Origin of the sequence: Paenibacillus contaminans, assembly GCF_003285015.1 — a bacterium.
GTDB classification, from domain to species: Bacteria; Bacillota; Bacilli; order Paenibacillales; family NBRC-103111; genus Paenibacillus_V; species Paenibacillus_V contaminans.
Genome location: NZ_QMFB01000012.1, coordinates 1 through 18,720, shown reverse-complemented (window position 1 = coordinate 18,720; position 18,720 = coordinate 1). Strand labels below are relative to the sequence as shown.

The following is an 18,720-nucleotide window of genomic DNA, read 5'->3' as shown; positions in this document are numbered from 1 at the left end:
GGTCAATCTCCATTCCATTCGATATCCAGCGTAGAAGCATGCAGCATCGAAACGCGGTGTGCCCGGCTTTCCCGCCACGTCGACCATAACGTTCGAAACTGCTCCAGAAAAGGCAGCGGGTCATTCAGGCGGAACACGACGTCCGTCGCCCGGCCGAACGTTCCCGCCCATTCCTGCAGCCTGTGCCGCGACCGGACCGATCCGAGTCCGTAGCTCAGCATGGCGAGCGCGATCATCGAGCGGCTTTCCGGCTGCGGGACGATGACCGTGCCTTCATTCGAGCGCTCCGCATGCTGGGGCTGTCGGCCCGCATTTGCGGCGGTATAAGGCGTCGGGGAACCGCAGCTTTCCAGAAAGGCCCGGTCCAGCCGGTCGCAAGCCTTGAATAGGTGAATGCCGCTCGTCGCCCGGGGGTTGCATTCGATCGGGTAAATCGTTCCGTCCGCCGCTACGATAAAATCGAAGGCGATTTGTCCGGTAAAGCCGGCTTGTCGTACGAATCGCTCGACCCAATCGGCTAAAGGCCGGCTTTGGAACGGGCGAAAGCTGATGCAGGCGCCGCGTCCCGCCGTAAAGTCGACGTCGTAGGCGGCATGGGCGGTCACGGCGCCATTCCACACGACGCTATACGTGCATATTTGCCGGCCGCCGATAAACTGCTGAGCTACCCAGGGGCGCTCGGCGGAAACGTTAAGCCGCTTTGCGGCGGATTGCCAGCCGTGCTTAAGCAGCTCGTCCGCCTGAAGCACGATAACATTCGCGGCAAAACGCGAATAAACCGGCTTCAGCACGAGCGGCAGCAGCTTCGGCCGGCCGTTCCCGGCAGCGGCAGTCTCGCCGGCGCGGCAGTCTCCGCCGCGCGCTTCCGCTTCGGCGTCCTGAAGGAGCGCCTCCAGCTCGGCTTGCGAGCCGAGCAGCCGCGTCGCCGGGACGTCAAAGCCCCATTCGGCCGCTTGCCGAATGAAGGACCATTTGGAGTGCAGCACGCGCAGCTTGCCGATCGGCTCCGCGAATACGCGGCAATGCTTGCTCAACCGCTCCAAGCCTTGCGAAACATAAAAAATTTCCTCGCACATCGGAATAAGCAAATCGGCTTTCTCCGATTTGACTATGCGTTCCAGTGCGTCGATATACGCATCTGGCTGCATGTTCGGGCGCGGTACCGCGTAGCTTCGCGCCGTATGCCGGGAAGCGCCGGCGACATGATAACGCATGCTTTCGGCCACGATGACGCGGTGGCCGGCGGCTGCGAATTGGCGCGCCATATCGAGCGTAGCCGGCGCTCGGCCCCCGGTAAGCACCACCGTTCGCGCATCAGTAGTCAAAAATGAGTCCTCCCAAGGAAACGCCGGCCGATGTGCCCAGCAGCATCACGCGGTCGCCGCGCCGTATGCGTCCTTGCTTGGCGGCTTCATGAAGGCCGATCGGAATCGAGGCGGCGATCGTGTTGCCGTATTCCGGCGTAATGTACATCAGCTGCTCCTCCGCGATCCCCAGCTTCTTGCGCAGCAGCCGCATCGCCATGGCGCTTCCTTGATGAGGGATGACGAGCTTGATATCGGACATGCGGCAGCCGGCTCCGTCCAGCAGCTCGCGGGTGAAGTCGGGAAGTATTTTGGAAGCCAGCTTGAAAATCGCTTGCCCGTCCATATGAAACAGAAAATCCCGTTCGTTATCCGGATTGAACGACTGTGCAGGCAGCTTGCTGCCGCCGCCCCGTATTTCCGATAAATGAGCGCCCTTGCCGTATGTGCGCATGGCGGCATGGACGATTTTCGACCGGTCGTCCGGCCGGCCGTTCCGCTCGATGACGACAGCCGCCGCACCGTCGCCGAATAAAGCGGCGCTTTCCTTGTCGCTCCAGTTAAGCCCGCGCGATGCGATTTCCGTTGCGACGAGGACGATTCGCGGGTACCTTCCGGCATCGGCGAGATAGGACATCGTATCGAGTCCGGCGACGAAGCTTAGGCAGGTCGAATTGATATCGAAAGCGGGCGTACCGGAATCGCCTTCGCCCAGCGCTTTCTGAATAAGGGCGGCCGTACAAGGAATCGGCTGCTCCATCGTTCCGCTCGTGCAAACGATACAATCGATGTCGGCGAACGTAAGCCCCGTATCGGCCAAAGCCGCTTTCACCGCATACGCGCCCATCTGTGCGGCGGTTTCGTCTTCAACAAAGTAACGGACGGAGACGTCCGATTTGCGCAGCACCCATCCGGGCTCGGTTCCGAGCAGACGATCCATTTCATTCGCGCTTACTTGACGTTTGGGCAAATAGGTGCCGGTTCCGGCGATTTTGACGTTTCTGGTTGCTTGCATCTTATATCCTCCTGGGCTAGCGGCCGGCCAAAGTCCGGCTGCGGCCAGCAATCCGTTCTTCTGTGTTTATATGAAAAGGGTGCTGTTCGAACTTGACGAAGACGGTATGTTTTCGCTTCTCAGCCGAAAGTTTCCATGGGGTCTCTAAAACGAGCGTTTATACGTGCTTATTTTCCATTGTAAATGAAAAACGGCTTTCGAATAGTACGAATTTTCTCTAGTACCCTGGACGGACCGGCTTACGCTTGAGGAAGGCTTGGGTTAGCGGTAAGATAGGGCTATAGCCGTATGCGGTTCGGATTGCCGCAGGCTCCTTCGTATACGGGGCCGTTTTGCCGGCTCGGGGCAGCAAGCCTCATGGCTCATGGCTGCCGACCGACGATAAAGGAGAGATTGCTGATGATTATTGATATTTTTCAGGATACGGTATGTCCATGGTGCCGCATTGGCAAGCAGAACCTGCTTGAGGCATTGAAGGAATGGAAGGACGAGCCGGTGGAAATTCGTTACCGCGCATTTCAGCTTGATCCGACCACGCCGGTGGAGGGGCTGCCTTTCCGCGAGACGATGACCAAAAAATTCGGTTCGGCCGGCACGGATATTTTGCCGATGTTCGGGCAAGTAGAGCAAGCGGGCAAGGCCGCAGGCGTGCCTTTCGATTTCTCGAAGGTGGAATACATGCCGAATACGCTATTGTCGCACCAGCTGTACAGTTTGGTCCCTCGGGAACAGCAGGCGGAGCTCGTGGAGGCGATCTACAAGGCATATTTCGAGGATGGGCGGAACATCGGAGATATCGAGGTGCTGCTTGAGATTGGAGAAACGTTCGGGCTTGAACGGGAATCGACGAGAGAGCGTCTCGTGAGCAAAGAGAAGCTGCCGCAGGTGGAGAAGGATCTTGCTTTCGCCAAGGAAGTCGGAATAACGGGCGTGCCGTTTTTCATCATTAACAATAAGTTTGCGCTAAGCGGCGCTCAGCCGCCTCACGTTTTCGTGCAGGCGCTGGAGAAGGCGAAGCAAGTATAAGCGAAATAGGTTTTCCCAAAAGCCTATTCGTTCTAAACCAATTTCCATAAAGAAGACTGAACCGTGCTGCCGGCACCGTTCAGTCTTCTTTTTTGTCCGTTTCAATCCTGTACCTTGTGGCTATTTTTTCCACGAACATTATACGGTCGTTACATGGAAATCATTCGTGTTTTTTAGTATAATGAATGGCGGTCGACTTAAAACGACAGGATTCGTCAAAATGCAACAAAACGATGAACGTTGTAAAAAGAAGGTTGACTAATCCACAGTTATCCGATAGGATTTAATGAAATCATTGCAAGAGGGGAGCTTACATCACATGAAAAAATGGTTACTGCTCATTGTCGCATTCGTCCTCGTTATCGCGGGCTGTGCAAGCAATAAAGAGAAAGACGGGGCAAGCAGCCCTTCGCCGGGCGCAGGCGGCTCCGCCGCTCCGAAATCCGACAAGAAGGTCGTGCTCGTCCTGCCTGAGAAAATCGGCGTCAATCCGTTCTTCCAGCTGATGGACGAAGGCGTCAAGAAAGCGGGCAAAGAATTTAACGTTACTACCAAAACCGTAGAGTCGACGGACCCGAACGCGTTCGAGCAAAACCTGCGCGCGGCGCTGGCCGACAAATACGATCTGATCATCACCGCGACCTTCCAGGCGGAAGACGCGCTTAAGAAAGTGGCCGCCGAAAATCCGAAGCAGGCGTTCACGATCATCGACACCGTCGTCGATTTGCCTAACGTTCGCAGCGTATCGTTCCGCGAGTACGAATCGTCTTATTTGCTGGGGGCGCTGGCCGGCTTGTCTACGAAGAAGAACGTCGTCGGCATGGTAGCGGCTGCTGACATTCCGCTCATTAAGAAGTGGACGACGCCGTTCGAGCAAGGCTTGAAAGCAACGAACCCGAATGCGAAATTTCTCGTCAACTACGTAGGCGGTTTTACCGATCCTGTGAAAGCGAAGGAGCTTGCTCTTCTGCAATTCGGCCAAGGCGCGGACTTCATCATCGGCGCATCGGCTGCGGGCGATTTCGGGGTTTTCGAAGCGGCGAAGGAGAAAAACTTCTTTACCTCCGGCCAAGATATGGACCACACGAGCAAAGATCCGGACCACATCGTCATGTCGCAAATTAAAAGCACGGACGTTGCCGCTTACGAAACGATCAAGGAATTCGTCAACGGCTCGTACAAGGCGGGCGCGATCGATTACGGCTTGAAGGAAAAAGGCGTAGGCTTGCCGTTCGTCACGCACGAAACGCAAACGAAGCTGAATCCTTTCATCACCCAAGAGACGATCAACAAAGTGAAGGAACTGAACGACCAGATCGTTTCGGGCAAGCTGGTATTGCAAAACCCGCTGGCTCAAAAGTAATAGACGCCAATCGTTTGTAGAACACAATTGCACTTGAACCGGCTGCCGCCGCTTTGGCAGTCGGTTTCCTCATTATAGAGCCGTGCGGAGGGAATAAGAGCCATGCTGCTGCAGATGGAGCAAATTACGAAAACTTACGGCGAGCTGACCGCGAACAAGGCGGTCGATTTTACGCTCAGGGAAGGCGAAGTGCACGCGATCGTCGGGGAGAACGGCGCCGGCAAAACGACGCTGATGCGCATCTTGTACGGGATGGAGCAGCCGACGTCGGGCGCGATCCGGATTCGCGGCAAGGAAGCGTCTTTCGGCAGTCCGCGCGATGCGATTACGAGCGGGATCGGCATGGTGCATCAGCATTTTATGCTGTTCTCCAGCTTTACTGTCGCAGAGAACGTTGTCATCGGTGCGGAACCGGTCAAGGGCGCTTGGTTCGACCGCCGCAAGGCGGTGGAGCGGGTCAACGAGCTAAGCCGCACATACGGCATACCGGTCGAGCCGGAGCGGAAGGCAGGGGAGTGCTCGCTTGGCGCGCAGCAGCGGGTGGAAATCCTGAAGGTGCTGCATCAAGGCGCGGAAATCATCGTGCTGGACGAGCCGACGGCCGTATTGACGCCGCTTGAGGTGAAGGAGCTGCTGGCTGCGATCCGGCGGCTTGCGGGACAAGGGAAGAGCATTATTTTGATTACGCACAAGCTGCATGAAGTGATGGAGGTCGCCGATCGGATTACGGTGCTGCGCGGCGGCCAGGTTACGGGCGTTCTCGAAAAAGCGGAAACGAACGTCGAGGAGCTGTCCCGCCTGATGGTCGGGCGCGAGCTTGCGGAGCTGAACAAGAGCAGACCGATGCCGGGTGAAGCCTCCCTTCGCGTCGACAAGCTGCTTGTTCGGGGCGACAATGGCAAGCCGGTAGTCGATGAAGTCAGCTTCCGGGTGGCTCAAGGGGAAATTGTCGGCATCGCCGGCGTATCCGGGAACGGGCAATCCGAGCTGATTCAGAGCTTGTGCGGCCTTCGCCGGGCCGATCAAGGAACGGTGGCGCTGAACGGCCGCGACGTGACGAACAAGCTGCCGGGGGTTATTCGCGAAGCGGGGCTCGCCCACATACCGGAGGATCGTTACCAGTGGGGGACGGCGAAGGATAGGACCCTCGTGGAGAACGGCCTGATGGGTCATCAGAGCAAGTTCAGCCGTTCAGGCGTGCTGCAGAAGAAGCGAATCCACCAGGCGGTTTCTGATTGGGTGCAGAAGTTCGGGGTGAAAACCTCCTCCGTTCAGGAAAAAGCGCAAAATTTGTCCGGGGGCAATCTGCAGAAGCTGATCGTAGCACGTGAGCTTGCCCAGGAAACGCCGTTTCTGATCGCAGCCGAGCCGACGCGGGGCGTCGATATCGGGGCGATGGAGTTTATTCACAAGCAGCTGCTCGACAAACGCACGGAGGGCGGGGCTATATTGCTCGTTTCGTCCGAGCTGTCCGAGGTTATGAAGCTGTCCGACCGTATTCTCGTCATGTACGAGGGAAAAATAGCCGGCGAGCTGGACGGTCACGAAGCGACCGAGGAAGCGATCAGTCTGCTCATGGCTGGAGGGAAAAGTAAGCATGAATAAGCGCAAAGAATGGGCGTCTTCGCTCCTGCATCCCGCCATGGCTATGGTGTTCGGACTGCTGGTCGGCGCTGTAGCGGTGCTGCTTGTCGGAGCATCGGTAGGCGAAACGTACGCCGAAATGTGGAAGGGCGCGTTCGGCAGCTTCTACTACTTGACGAACACGCTGACGCGGGCGACGCCGATCCTGCTGATCGCCCTGGGGCTTTCCATGGCGTTCCGCGCCGGTTTTTTCAACCTGGGGGCGGAGGGCCAAATGGTGCTGGGCGCCGTATCGGCGGCATTAACCGCATTGTATTTGCCGGGGCCCGGCTGGCTCAAGCTGATCGCCGCGATCGTCGCGGGTGTCGCAGCCGGCGGTATATGGGCGGCATTCGCCGGCTGGCTTGATGCCAAATACAAGATCAATTTGCTCATCTCGACGCTGCTGCTGAACTATGTGGCCATCTATTTTGCCGGTTACTTGGTGGCGAAGCCGTTCAAGGATACGACCGGCTCCGCGGCGCTCGCCCAAACGCCGATGATCGATAAAGGCGCATGGCTGCCGAAGCTTTTTACCGGCTCCAGCTTGCATGCGGGCTTTCTGCTCTCGATAGCGGCCGTGGTTATTTTGTTCTGGGTCGTACGCAGCACGTCTTTCGGGTATAACTTGACGATGACGGGAAGCAACGGGCAATTTGCGGCATATGGCGGCGTACGCCGCGTGCCGATGATGCTGGCGGGCATGATGATCAGCGGCGGGCTTGCCGGCTTGGCCGGTACGGTGGAGGTGCTCGGCATGCAGTATCGATACCTGGACGGCGCGCTCGTGACGCCGGGGTACGCATGGTCGGGCCTGATGGCGGCCCTGCTTGCGAATTCGAATCCGATCGGCGCGGCGCTTGCATCCATTTTGCTGGCTGCTTTGCAGACGGGGGCCATGGGCGTGGAACGGAACACGGAGGTGCCGCTGGAAATCGCCAGCGTCATTCAGGCCGTTATCGTCGTGTTCGTTTCGGCCAAATTCGGCTATTCGTTCATCAAACGGAGGAAAGCGAGGAACGACCGTGGATCAGCTGTTTGATATCGCGCTGTTTAATTCGACGATCCGGATGGTGACGCCGATCTTGCTCGCTGCTTTAGGCGGCGCTTTATGCGCGAGAGCGGGGGTTTTCAATGTCGCCCTGGAGGGGCTTGTGCTGGTGGGGGCGTTCTCCGGGATACTCGGCAATTATTTGACGGGCAGCGTGTTTTTAGCCGTGATTTTTGCCGTCGTGTGCGTCATGCTGTTCTCACTGCTGTTCGGTTACGTCAGCATCCATCTGCAGGCGAATCCGATCGTCGTCGGGATTTCGCTTAATTTTCTGGCGCTGGGGTTAACGACGTTTTGCCTGCGCGCTATTTTCAATGTTAAAGGTACCTACTACGATAAAAACATGGTCGGATTGCCCAAGTGGGACATTCCTCTCGTACAAGACATACCGTGGCTCGGGGGCGTGCTGTCCGGACATTCGCCGCTCGTTTACTTGACGATCGTCATTGTGCTTTTGCTGCATTTGTTCCTGTTCAAAACGATTGTCGGCTTCAGGCTTCTTGCGGTCGGAGAGAACGGCATTGCGGCCAAAAGCATGGGGATCGGGATCCGCCGCTACCAATACGGCGCTATTCTGGCATGCGGGGCGTTATGCGGATTGGCGGGCGCACAGCTGTCGCTCGGTCAGGTGACGATGTTTACCGAAGGGATGACCTCCGGCCGCGGCTTCATTGCGCTGGTTGCGATGATGCTCGGTCAGTCGAGTCCGCTCGGCACGATGGGCGCGAGCCTGCTGTTCGGCTTCATGGACGCTGTCAGCATCCGGCTGCAAGGGCTATCGATTCCGACGCAGTTCACGATGATGATTCCATATGTCGTGACGCTGATTTCGTTATTTTTCTTCAAGGACAAGGGCTATCTGGCGGAAGCGCAAAAAACGAGCGGCAGCTCGCGGTAGCGGGCTTTCATCATTCGGATGGCGATGAGCGGGGGCGGGAGCTCCCTTTCTTCCTGAGGAGCAGGGACTGCAATTGCGAGAGCCCCATTGGAATGCTAGTTCGTGCAAATCGGACGTTCTGGCAAGAACGGAAGACGACGGAGTCCCGTAGACGAACCGAAACGGGGCGAGACTCGATTGCAAAAGGAACCGGCAGCCGTTATTCTGCTTAAAAAGGGCCTTTTCCACATCTAACGGAAATGATCGCCCTTATGGTTATGCCGGGACCGTGCGCTTAGTGGAGAAAACATTATTGTTAATGAGGCAGTCCACACTATTTCACCGGAATAATGCTCGTTTTCACCCGTTAGTGAGGCAACCGCCATTATCAATTTCGTTTGCCTCACTAATAATGAATTTTTCCTCATTAACTCGTCCGAACACGGGTTTTCGGCGAGAAATAGTGAGGCTTGCCTTATAAACAGTAAGCTTTTCCTTACTATTTCTTCGGTCGTATTAATTTTGTAACCGAATAGGAACGCAAAGGAGAAGGACATCGATGTATTTACCTATACTGCAAATCCATTCTGAAGATATGCCCGCCTATGCGATCGTATGCGGGGACCCGCGGCGCGCGCAGGCGATAGCGGGCAAGCTGAACGGGGCGAAGGAGCTCGCCTTCGCTAGGGAATACCGCACCTTCGTCGGCGAATATGACGGCGTGCCAATCGCCGTCGTCAGCCATGGCGTAGGCTCGCCCGGAGCTGCGGTTTGCTTCGAGGAGCTTATCCGCGCCGGCGTCAAAACGCTGATTCGCGTAGGCACGGCGGGCTCCTACCACGCGGACATCCCTTCGGGCAGCCTCGTCATCAGCACGGCGGCGGCGCGCGAAGAAGGGCTGACCCGCCAGCTCGTGCCGATCGGCTTTCCGGCGGTTGCGGACGGCGCGGTTGTCGATGCGCTGTCGCAAGCGGCAGTAGGCGCGGAAGGGGTCGTGCGTAAAGGAATTACCGTTTGTTATGACGTATTTTTTGCGGGCGTGGAAGAAATTCCGCATAAGAAGTACAAGAAGGCCGGCGTGCTCGCCGTCGAGATGGAAATTGCGGCGCTTTATGTCGTCGCCTCGCTGCGGGGCGCCCGCGCAGGCGCTATCGTGGCGATCGACGGCTTCGCCGACAGCGACTTGGCGGCGGAGTACGATCCGCATACGGACGTGGTGACGCAAGCTGTCGAACGCGAGATTGATGTCGCGCTGCGGGCCTTGACCGGTCTTGCCAAACGGGATGCCGGGCAATAAAGCAAGGCGGCAGTGCTGCAAGTAAAGGGTAGCGCAGTGAACGTAAGTTTGGAACGCAGGCAAGGCGGCAGCGCGGTGAGCAAGGACTGATTGCCAAATGTGGTTGTGCCAATGGCCAATGCAGAGCCTTTGCGATAGTAGCGGTTGCGATGAATGTATACGAAAAGCCATGCTGGAATTGCGCTCGGAAGTGCAAGGGTTTCGTTTGCCTTCAAGTACTGATTTTGGGGTGGCCGCGTAGAGCCGACTTTCTTCGAGGAAAAGGACCTCAGTCCTCCACTTTGCCGTGGAAGCTGAGGTCCTTCGTGTGCAAGGGGAATGTTTACTTGTCATGCGAACGCTGTTGGAGCAGCTCTGCATGAATCACCGAATCTTCGGCCGCTTCTTACTTCAATTTCATATATTCAAGCAGCTTCATGACAACTGTCACAGCTTCTGCCCGAGTGGCGGTATCGTTGGGCGCAAACAAGTTGCCTCCGCGCCCTTCGACAATGCCCGCCTGCCGGATCGCGGCTGCTGCGGCTTGCGCCCAGACCGGAATCGCTTCCTCGTCTGCAAAGCTTGCCGCAGCTGCCTCCGCTTGAGCGAAGCCGGCGGCTCTTGCGATCATAACCGCCAGCTCCGCGCGCGAGATGCTGGCGGCAGGCCGGAACGTTCCGTCCTCGTAGCCGTTCACGATGCCCGCGCTCACGGCCAGACCAACGGCTTGCTGCGCCCAGACCGGAATCGGGTCGGCAAAGCTTGGTTCATCTCCAGCCCCGGAAGGCTTCAGCGCGTTAATGAGCATGATGGAAAACTCGGCCCGTGTTATCGTCCCCTCCGGTTGGAACGTCCCGTCCGGATAGCCGCTAACGATGCCGCGCTTCGCCGCTTGCCGGATCAGCTTATCGGCCCAATGGCCGGCTGTATCCGCGTAGGAGGCTGCGAGCTTGTCCACCGCGAGGACGGCGTATTTGCCAAAATGGCCGACTTCCGCATGGATTGTGTCGCCGATTATTTCACCGCCGACTTCTACCCAAGTATGCGTTGTTTCGTCGTAAGCGAAAATGGCCGCGTATTGCTCGAATCCGACCTTCGCCGGATCAAACTTGAGAGACATGATCACCGGCTTATCCAGATCGCCGGCAAGGTCCTTCTTCAGCTCGAATACCGGACTTGCCAGTTGTTCGCCGTGTTTGAGGAGTGATGCCGTATCCTTCACTTTCTCGACGGTTACCGTCAGCTCCTTGTCCGCCGCTCCAGCCGGAATCGCCACGACGATCTCGTCTCCAAGCTTCGCCTCGCCCGCGCTGCCCGTCGGGATCGTGGCCTTGCCTTCAGGCGCAGGCGTTGATGACGGCTTCGGCGTTGATATTCCCGGTCCCATGATCGTTCCAGCATCCGTCGGAGACGATGGCGACACAGTCGGATTCGGTGTCGTCGGTGAAGGAGACGATGGCGACGCGGTCGGGCCCGGTGTCGTCGGCAAAGGGGAAGGGGACGATTTCGTCGACACTACGAGTTCCTTCGTGTCGACCTGATCGCGCTCCCCCGCGATAATCTTATAAGTTCCGGCTGGCTCGGAACCGGCGAGCGTGAACGTGGTCGAGAACCGGCCCTCGTTCACTTTGATGATGTCGTAGAATACGACGCTGTTGCCAGGACGCAGCACCTTAACGATGATCTCGTCCAGGGATGAGGCTCCTGTAACCGTGACAGATCCACCCTGCTGGATGGTAGCCGGAGACTCGAGCGTGACAGCCGCGCCTTCTGCGGAAGCCGCCGCAGGCATCAGCGCCAGAAATAGCGCCAGAATCGTCAGCATACTCAATAATCGGATTTTCAAAGGGTCCCGCCTCACTTTCGTTTCAAGCTTTAATCAATCTCCGAATAGAGTTTATACAGATTCATCTCGGATTGCGATATGATTGTGGCCATATTGGTGCTTACGCTCGACGGATCGTTGTCGTACCGGCCGACGATGAACGCGCGAACCGTATAATTCGGATTCGTAGCTGCGTCAGCTACATTGAAATTAACGGTATACGTGCCTGTGGCGACTTTCAGATCAGCCGATACGATGCTTACAGGCGTCGTTCCGTTCATCAGCTCGAAGACGATCGCTTGCGTTCCTGTCGAGTTCGAGTAGTTGCTGCCATACCGGTCAAACACGTCAATCGTTGCCGTAAGTCCGTTGGTCGTCGTCATGACCGGTTCTGTCATGTAGTAAATAGCGCCTGCGACTCCGCGCCCTTCAACAAGCTTTCTGGCATAGCCGTCTGCATCAATGGCAAGCTTATACCAATCTCCCTCAAGAAATACGCCGGCATTCACCGTCAGCTTGCCTGCGGTCAGTGTGTACTCCGAGCTGCTTAACGCTCTAGCTCCTGCATGGGAATACAGATAGACTTGTTTCACCTTGCTTCTCCAGATCGGGTTGTCAGCAAAAACAAACTCGCTTGGCTTGGCTACACGGAAGAAGCCGGTCACCTCTGGAAGGCTGTAGCGGGCCTTCACTTCAATCAAATCATTGGGCTTGGCGAACGGATACTTCGCGGTTACAGCGCCGGCCTCGATCTTGATGAACACATAGCCGCCGTCCAGAGGCGGTTCCTTGAACTCGACAAACAAATTGTTCCCAGCGACGCTCACGCGATCCTGCTCGCTCAACGCTCTGTACGTCATTCCGCCGTCGGTTGAAATCGACAGCTTCTCTTTAAGATGGGACGTGCCGGTTACGAACGTGTTGTCAGCAATCTCTTCATTAAACCAAATGAACAGCGACTTGCTGTCGGCAGCGAACCAGCCCTCCTCGTCGGCAGAGAAATAGAAGGGATACAACCCGGAAATGGACCAATACCCATCATTTTGTGCTACGTTTCCGTTTACATCTTTGACAATGTTATTGGGAAACCGGAAGGAACTATCCGTCTCCCATCCTTGCGGGTTATAAATGGCGAGCGTATTGCCCGATACGGTCACCGAAACGCCCGCAGGCAAAGGATCGTCGTTTCCAGTTTGGATAGAACCCGCCATATCCTCCCGATTCGGCAAGATTTCCTCGTTATACACGAAATACGCCGTTTTGCTGTCGTCGGACAAATAGCTGTCCATAAACTCCGGAGGGGTAATATCAGCCATATTCCCTGTCAATAAAGGTGTAGTCAGATTATCGCCGCTTCTGAAATTGCCGTTGTGATCCCTCACAGCATAAGGGTATATACTGAATTGAACCTTCGAGCCCGATAACGGCTCTGCCAAGCTGATGACAATCTTGTCGTTATTGATGGAAACCGTATCGGCATTGGATAATCCGCTGCTATAATAATATCCGTGGCGGTATTTGTAGATGTACGATTTCAGATTGTAGCCGTCGGTTACCGAAATTTCCTCATCGAAGGCAATCGTCACTTCCCTGAAGTCCTCGCTTATCGTTGCATTTTGAATGCGAGGAGCTCCGATATCGAAATCCATCTCCGGAACCGCATTGTTGCCGGAAACCAGCAACGTGCCGCTTTTGATCTTCAGGCGAGTGTGCGGGCCCTGTGCAATGGGAGCTCCGCTTCCGTAAATTGAGAAGAAGTTTTCCCCCCACTGCCACGTTTGCACCCGTAAGTCTTCAGGCAGCGGCTGATAGTTAACGCCGTCCTGCGCAATAAGGAACTTGCTTCGCAGTTCTTCGTCGGAGAGGAGAGAAGTGACCGAACCGTTAAAGTATACCTTGAGCTCGGAATCAGACCGACTCGTTTGTTCCTTCCCGGTAATTTGAGGAACAACGACGGACATATACGGAGTCGTAAATTCGCCGCGCGGCCCACCGCTGTTGTCCAATAGAGCGCCGGCATTCACTTTAATCCTGTAATAGTAGTTTTCAGCTAACGGCGTTTCTAGCGTTACCGTCAGAACGGCAGGCTGACCGGCAGTGACATCCGTGCCGGAGAACGCGATCGTGTCGTTGGCGCCAAGTGCGGTGAAACTGCCACTAAAATTACGCTCTACGGAAATCCGCGTCTTCAGCTCCGCCAGCGTTCCTGACTGTGCCGCGTACGTATCGAACGTAACCGTCACTACTTTCCCGGCTTCGCTAACGATTGACTGATTCGTTCCGGCGGCCGACGCTCCGGACGAGTACGTGAACGATACGGCAAGCAGAAGCGCAAACATGAGGCCTAGAGAGGCATTTTTGGCAGGCTTCTTTATCCAATCAAATATCATTCCACTTTCATCTCCTCTAAAATGTTTGTACTCACAACACTATAGAGGATACGAACAGAAAATTTTAGTCACAGCTGTCATCAGTTTGTCATATGACAAAGGACCAAAGGGCGATCGTTTGTTTAGAAGGCTTCCATGTCTGTTATGACACACCGTTTGCCAGTGCAGTGATCAAGGCCGGAACGCAAGCAAAGGCGGCAGCGCCAGGATTGAACGCCGAATACCTCCAACCCGATTGCGGGATTGGAGGTATTTCTTTAGCGTATATTTTCGCTTTTCTCGGTTAACGCGCATTTCCTTTGTAAAGGGTAAGCGCAGTCGTTTGTTATGAAAATGCTCGATTCTGCGTCGAATTTCATCATAGCCTGAGACCCGATGAAAGGTGGCAGGAACGTTTATCCTCGGATACTCGCTCGAAACGTAAATCGTGGAATCGGCGGTATACGAGCGTCTGTTTACCTATTGCCTCCCAGCATCCTGCGCACATAATCTGCAGCCGCTGCCGTTTCTTCGGGTAGGATGCTTTCAAGCACGACGTCGACATGAGGCTTGCAGGCGCGGAGCTTCTCGCCCAGCAGCGCATAGTTCAGCTCGCCTTGTCCGGCCGCTACGTGGCTAACCTCGCCGCCGGCAGTCCGCTGCGCATCCTTGGCATGGACAAGCACGATCCGGCTGCCCAGACGCCGAAAAGCATCTTCGATCACGTCGTCCTGACCGGCGATATTCGCAGCGTCCAGCAAGTTGACGGGGTCGAGCACGATGCCGATGTTGGAGGACGGCACGTCCGCCAGCAGCCGTTCCATTCGTTCGGGCGAGTGGATCACATGGGTTGCCGCAACTTCAATGCCTACGAACGTCCCCCACCGTTCCGCTTCCTCCGCCAGCTCTTCAAGAACCGTTCTGACAGACTGATAGCTCGTCTCGTTCCGGTTGTCGGGGTGGAACAAATAATCCGCGTCCAGCGATCCCGTTTCCGTCGCCACAATGCGCGTGCCAAAATCGCGGGCAAAACGCAAATGCTCCTTAAAACGGTCGATGCCGTAGCGCCGCACATTTTCGTCAGGGTGAAGCGGGTTGAAATAACAGCCGAGCACGGCGATACGGACTCCTTCGCGGTCGAAAGCCTCGCCGATATGGTGTCCGAGTCCGGGACTCAACGCCCCAAGGCGGGTATCGATGCCATGAATCGCTTTAGCCAAAGCCAATTGGATGTAACTGAAGCCGTGTGTGTTAACCTGCTTGGCCAATTCGTGGACGGGCAATTGCCCGAAGCTGTGCGCCAAAATGCCGAGCTTCATTGTCGTTCCTCCTTTTGTGCATGCCGGTCGAAAAAGGAAAGCACCCAACCGCACCATTCGATCTGCGTATTGGCGAGCGTGATCGCTTTTCGGATCAAAATATATCTGCCGAAATTTTTGTCGTCGATGCTTTCCAGGTTGTCTCCGCTTTCCTGCTTCACTTGTTCGAGCAGCCTGTCATAATATTCGAGCTTCTCCCGGTGATGGGCCGCTTTCGTTTCAAAAAGCTGGCGCATGGCGTCTTTGTCGCTGATCATCCACATCGCGTATGCTTTCAGGTTGATTTCGTCGCGGGTGGTGGGCGGTTCGGCGGCGGGCTCCGGCACCCATTCGATCAGCGCTTGCCGGCCTTTCCCGGTCAGGGAGTAAACCTTTTTATCCGGCTTGTCGGATTGCTCGATTTTAATATGTTCAACATACCCCGCCTGGTCCAATTTGGCAAGAAGGGGATAGATTTGACTATGCTTCGCCTGCCAGAACGGCTGCAGCTTAAGCATAAGATCGTACCCAGAGAAGGAACCGCGGGAAAGCATGCAAAGCAATCCGAAAGAAAGTGTATTCAACATAAAACCTCCATGAGTATATGTATAGTTTGACATATCGAAAAGATGGCAGTATGCTAGTTCATGCTAGTTTATATGTAAATTGATACATATGCAAATGCATGCGTATTTCAAATATGGGGGGAGATGCGATGAAACCGGAAGAGCAGGCGCAGACGGTACGTTTTTGGCCGATCATGATCGCCATTTTCTTTGGAACGTTCCTGGCGGTTTTGGCGAATACGACGGTCAATGTAGCGATCCCGATGCTCATGGACCATTTCCAAAGCCCGCTCAGCTCGATCCAGTGGACGATGACCGGCTTTATGCTGATGACCGGAACGGTGGCGCCTCTTGTCGGTTATTTGGGTGACCGATTCAGCTACAAAAAGCTATATGTAACCGCGCTTGTCGGCTTTACGCTGTTTTCCGGCCTGTGCGCTTTTGCCTGGGACTCCAGCTCGCTGATCGTTTTTCGCATGCTGCAAGGGTCGTTCAGCGGCTTGGTTATGCCGGCCACGATGACGATTATATACCAGGTTATCCCGCGAGAGAAACAGCCCTTCGCAATGAGCCTGTGGTCGCTGTCCGCTATGCTGGCGCCGGCTGTCGGCCCGACCTTGAGCGGTTTTCTGATCGATGCGTTCAGCTGGCAGTGGCTCTTTCTGATGAACGTGCCGATCGGCGTCGTGGCGATCGTTATGGTTTTATGGCTGGTTCCGTACTACAAAATGAACGTGCCGAAATCGTTCGACGCCTTCGGGCTCGTCACCGTCGTCGTCGGCAGTTTGTCGCTGCTGATCGCGTTTAGCGAAGGACATAACTGGGGCTGGACTTCTGCGCGGCTGTTAGGTTTAACCGGCTTCGGCGCCATCGCCCTGCTATTGTTTATCCGTCGGCAGCTGCGAAGCGATCAGCCTCTGCTTCAGCTGCGCATTTTGCGAAACACCCGATATTCGACCAGTCTTCTGCTTAGCAGCATTATTACGGTCGGTTTATATGCGGGCAGCTTCCTGACGCCGCTGTTTCTTCAAACGATTCAGCAAGCTACGCCGCTCGAGGCAGGACTTATTTTGCTGCCTTCTTCTATGGTAATGGCGTTAATGATGCCGATTACGGGCAAACTATATGTCAAAGTCGGACCGTTCTGGCTGATCCTCGCCGGAGTTGCGCTGATTGCCTTGGGCACTTATGAAATGGGGAGACTGTCGGTGGATGTATCGCACGGCTACGTGATGTTCTGGATGTCCGTTCGAAACATCGGCGTCGCACTGTCGACCATGCCTTCCAACAATGCGGGCATGATGAGCGTGCCCCGTGAGTTGTCCGGGCAAGCGTCGTCGATCAACAATTGGGTCCGGCAGGTCATCGCTTCGTTCTCGATCGGTTTGTTCTCTTCCATGCTCGCTTCGCGTACGGCTTCTCATGCCGGTGCGCTTGCTGCGGCGGGAACGGACGGTCTGCCGGCCGTGCAGCTGCAGTCGTTCACGCTTGGCGTTAACGACGTGTATATGCTCGCGACCGTTATTATGATTCTATGCATTCCGCTTGTTTTCCTTCTGCGGCGGAATGCAGCGGGCACATCCGCGACGGGCGTCCGGACGAACGCATAAGAAACCCTGATGGTTTCGATAACGGATCGGAATTTCACATTCCGGCTTCGCCCCTTTATAGTTAGAGCTGTTAACGATGCGATGCGTTGCATGCAAGCAAAGTCAACTGTAAAGGGGATAATTATATGCAGCGGACACCGGACAGCCGGCTCCACCCTAATAGAATATCACATACTGAACCCGTATCGGGCCTGCCGAAAGCCAACCAGACGAAGAAGGCAGGCATTAGGGGATTTCTGACAAACGGATTTACGTTAGGTTTGACCCTGACCATCGGGCTTGCTGTCGTTGCGAAGCTTCTGGCTTCGATTCCATATTTGACGATAATGGGACAGCTCGTGCTGGCTATTGTGCTCGGTATGATATGGCGCGCATCGATCGGCGTACCGGAAAGAGCTGCTGCGGGCATTTCTTTTTCCAGCAAAAAGCTGCTTCGTGTCGGCATCATTCTGCTCGGCATGCGGCTTGATTGGAGCGATATTGCCGCAGCGGGGCCGAAGGCGGCCGCAATCGCCGCCATCAACATCGCTTTCGCTCTGATGGTCGTTTACTTCTTGGCGCGCATGCTCGGCGTCGAGTCGCGGCTCGGCATGATGACGGCATGCGGGACGGCTATATGCGGAGCGGCTGCCGTTATCGCTGTATCGCCGCAGCTAAAAGCGAAAGACGAGGAGACGGCCATCGCGGCTGCGACGATCGCCGTGCTCGGTACCATTTTTACGTTAGCGTATACGTTTCTATACCCGGTTCTCGGCTTGTCGCCATATGGATACGGCGTTTTTGCCGGCGGGACGCTGCATGAAATCGCGCATGCGATTGCGGCCGCAGCTCCGGGAGGGGGCGAAGCCGTCGATACGGCGGTTGTCGTGAAGCTGACGCGCGTGGCCATGCTTGTACCAGTCGCCGTCCTGATCGGCTTCTGGGTAAAGCGCAAGGAACGGCGGGAGATCCTGCAAACGGAAAGAGGAAGTGCAGGGGCGGGAGTTGAAGCGGAGGCAGGAGCACGGACAGGTGCAGGATCGGCGGCGGGACCCGGAGCGGGAACTGAAGCAAGGACAAGCGCGGGATCGGTGGCGGGACCGAAAGCAGAAGGCTCTGCTTTGCCGGACGGTACGGGAGCAGGGACGCGCAGCGGCACCGGCACTGGCACAGGCTTTTGGCGGTCGCTCCCGATTCCGTGGTTCATTTTCGGTTTTTTGGCCGTGAGCGGGCTGCATTCGCTCGATATCGTGCCGCAAGCTGCAGCTGATCTGATTGTAGTGGCGGCATACATGCTCATTGCATCGGCCATGGCGGGCCTGGGCCTGAACGTCGATGCGGCGGCATTCCGCCGATTGGGCGTCCGGCCGCTAGTCGCGGCGTTTATCGGCTCGCTGCTGCTTTCTGGACTCGGCTACGCGCTTGTGTTCGCGTTCGGAATGGTATAAATCGTTTTAAAGCTCCGGCATGTTATACACTGGTACCCACAGTCTGGACACTTTGAAAAAGTGTCCAGACTGTGGGTACCTTTTTTTTGT

At 56.0% G+C, this 18,720-nt stretch carries 14 protein-coding genes; 8 read left to right on the top strand and 6 right to left on the bottom strand.

What is annotated here, in order from left to right:
* Window positions 1-2: 2 nt before the first annotated feature.
* Together DQG23_RS20090 and DQG23_RS20085 are read right to left on the bottom strand one after the other, a co-directional pair.
* Window positions 3-1,325 (bottom strand): ATP-grasp domain-containing protein, encoded by a 1,323-nt coding sequence (locus DQG23_RS20090; RefSeq protein ID WP_113032667.1) that lies wholly within the window; start codon window positions 1,323-1,325, stop codon window positions 3-5.
* On the bottom strand, window positions 1,315-2,319 hold the full coding sequence (locus DQG23_RS20085; RefSeq protein WP_113032666.1) for a beta-ketoacyl-ACP synthase III: 1,005 nt from the start codon (window positions 2,317-2,319) through the stop codon (window positions 1,315-1,317). Before DQG23_RS20085 ends, DQG23_RS20090 begins: the two co-directional genes overlap by 11 nt.
* Before the next feature lie 399 nt (window positions 2,320-2,718).
* Between DQG23_RS20085 and DQG23_RS20080 the strand changes: the two genes are divergently transcribed.
* The 6 genes from DQG23_RS20080 to DQG23_RS20055 all read left to right on the top strand — a co-directional run bounded on the left by DQG23_RS20080 (window position 2,719) and on the right by DQG23_RS20055 (window position 9,556).
* On the top strand, window positions 2,719-3,345 hold the full coding sequence (locus tag DQG23_RS20080) for a DsbA family oxidoreductase (protein WP_113032665.1): 627 nt from the start codon (window positions 2,719-2,721) through the stop codon (window positions 3,343-3,345).
* A gap of 319 nt (window positions 3,346-3,664) precedes the next feature.
* Complete coding sequence (locus DQG23_RS20075) at window positions 3,665-4,708, top strand: BMP family lipoprotein (protein ID WP_113032664.1); 1,044 nt, start codon at window positions 3,665-3,667, stop codon at window positions 4,706-4,708.
* Window positions 4,709-4,810: 102 nt separating this feature from the next.
* Window positions 4,811-6,313, top strand: a complete 1,503-nt coding sequence (locus DQG23_RS20070) for an ABC transporter ATP-binding protein (protein WP_113032663.1) — start codon at window positions 4,811-4,813, stop codon at window positions 6,311-6,313.
* On the top strand, window positions 6,306-7,373 hold the full coding sequence (locus DQG23_RS20065) for an ABC transporter permease (RefSeq protein ID WP_113032662.1): 1,068 nt from the start codon (window positions 6,306-6,308) through the stop codon (window positions 7,371-7,373). Before DQG23_RS20070 ends, DQG23_RS20065 begins: the two co-directional genes overlap by 8 nt.
* The gene (locus DQG23_RS20060) at window positions 7,357-8,280 is read left to right on the top strand and encodes an ABC transporter permease (RefSeq protein WP_238177951.1); all 924 of its coding nucleotides are present in this window, start codon (window positions 7,357-7,359) and stop codon (window positions 8,278-8,280) included. The genes DQG23_RS20065 and DQG23_RS20060 overlap by 17 nt, the downstream gene beginning before the upstream one ends.
* Window positions 8,281-8,818: 538 nt before the next feature.
* Entirely contained in the window at window positions 8,819-9,556 is a 738-nt protein-coding gene (locus DQG23_RS20055) for a nucleoside phosphorylase (RefSeq protein ID WP_113032661.1), read from the top strand.
* Window positions 9,557-9,941: 385 nt separating this feature from the next.
* Here DQG23_RS20055 and DQG23_RS20050 read toward each other — a convergent pair whose 3' ends face one another.
* The 4 genes from DQG23_RS20050 to DQG23_RS20035 all read right to left on the bottom strand — a co-directional run bounded on the left by DQG23_RS20050 (window position 9,942) and on the right by DQG23_RS20035 (window position 15,614).
* Window positions 9,942-11,381, bottom strand: coding sequence for an S-layer homology domain-containing protein (locus DQG23_RS20050; RefSeq protein WP_113032660.1), 1,440 nt, complete (start codon window positions 11,379-11,381; stop codon window positions 9,942-9,944).
* Between the two features lie 29 nt (window positions 11,382-11,410).
* Window positions 11,411-13,750: a hemoblobin-interacting domain-containing protein gene (locus DQG23_RS20045; RefSeq protein ID WP_113032659.1), complete on the bottom strand. Its 2,340-nt coding sequence runs from the start codon at window positions 13,748-13,750 to the stop codon at window positions 11,411-11,413.
* Between the two features lie 455 nt (window positions 13,751-14,205).
* The gene (locus DQG23_RS20040) at window positions 14,206-15,048 is read right to left on the bottom strand and encodes a sugar phosphate isomerase/epimerase family protein (protein ID WP_113032658.1); all 843 of its coding nucleotides are present in this window, start codon (window positions 15,046-15,048) and stop codon (window positions 14,206-14,208) included.
* Window positions 15,045-15,614, bottom strand: coding sequence for a PadR family transcriptional regulator (locus DQG23_RS20035; RefSeq protein ID WP_113032657.1), 570 nt, complete (start codon window positions 15,612-15,614; stop codon window positions 15,045-15,047). Before DQG23_RS20035 ends, DQG23_RS20040 begins: the two co-directional genes overlap by 4 nt.
* A gap of 128 nt (window positions 15,615-15,742) precedes the next feature.
* Between DQG23_RS20035 and DQG23_RS20030 the strand changes: the two genes are divergently transcribed.
* On the top strand, window positions 15,743-17,203 hold the full coding sequence (locus tag DQG23_RS20030) for a DHA2 family efflux MFS transporter permease subunit (protein WP_113032656.1): 1,461 nt from the start codon (window positions 15,743-15,745) through the stop codon (window positions 17,201-17,203).
* Between the two features lie 125 nt (window positions 17,204-17,328).
* On the top strand, window positions 17,329-18,630 hold the full coding sequence (locus DQG23_RS20025) for a YeiH family protein (RefSeq protein ID WP_113032655.1): 1,302 nt from the start codon (window positions 17,329-17,331) through the stop codon (window positions 18,628-18,630).
* The last annotated feature ends 90 nt before the right edge of the window (window positions 18,631-18,720 follow it).

Excerpts from the sequence above, each read along its gene's own strand:
- DQG23_RS20065 (WP_113032662.1), top strand. The coding sequence starts at position 6,306 with ATGAATAAGCGCAAAGAATGGGCGTCTTCGCTCCTGCATCCCGCCATG.
- DQG23_RS20045 (WP_113032659.1), bottom strand. The coding sequence starts at position 13,750 with ATGATATTTGATTGGATAAAGAAGCCTGCCAAAAATGCCTCTCTAGGC.
- DQG23_RS20025 (WP_113032655.1), top strand. The coding sequence starts at position 17,329 with ATGCAGCGGACACCGGACAGCCGGCTCCACCCTAATAGAATATCACAT.
- DQG23_RS20040 (WP_113032658.1), bottom strand. The coding sequence starts at position 15,048 with ATGAAGCTCGGCATTTTGGCGCACAGCTTCGGGCAATTGCCCGTCCAC.
- DQG23_RS20085 (WP_113032666.1), bottom strand. The coding sequence starts at position 2,319 with ATGCAAGCAACCAGAAACGTCAAAATCGCCGGAACCGGCACCTATTTG.
- DQG23_RS20030 (WP_113032656.1), top strand. The coding sequence starts at position 15,743 with ATGAAACCGGAAGAGCAGGCGCAGACGGTACGTTTTTGGCCGATCATG.
- DQG23_RS20075 (WP_113032664.1), top strand. The coding sequence starts at position 3,665 with ATGAAAAAATGGTTACTGCTCATTGTCGCATTCGTCCTCGTTATCGCG.
- DQG23_RS20055 (WP_113032661.1), top strand. The coding sequence starts at position 8,819 with ATGTATTTACCTATACTGCAAATCCATTCTGAAGATATGCCCGCCTAT.
- DQG23_RS20080 (WP_113032665.1), top strand. The coding sequence starts at position 2,719 with ATGATTATTGATATTTTTCAGGATACGGTATGTCCATGGTGCCGCATT.
- DQG23_RS20070 (WP_113032663.1), top strand. The coding sequence starts at position 4,811 with ATGCTGCTGCAGATGGAGCAAATTACGAAAACTTACGGCGAGCTGACC.
- DQG23_RS20035 (WP_113032657.1), bottom strand. The coding sequence starts at position 15,614 with ATGTTGAATACACTTTCTTTCGGATTGCTTTGCATGCTTTCCCGCGGT.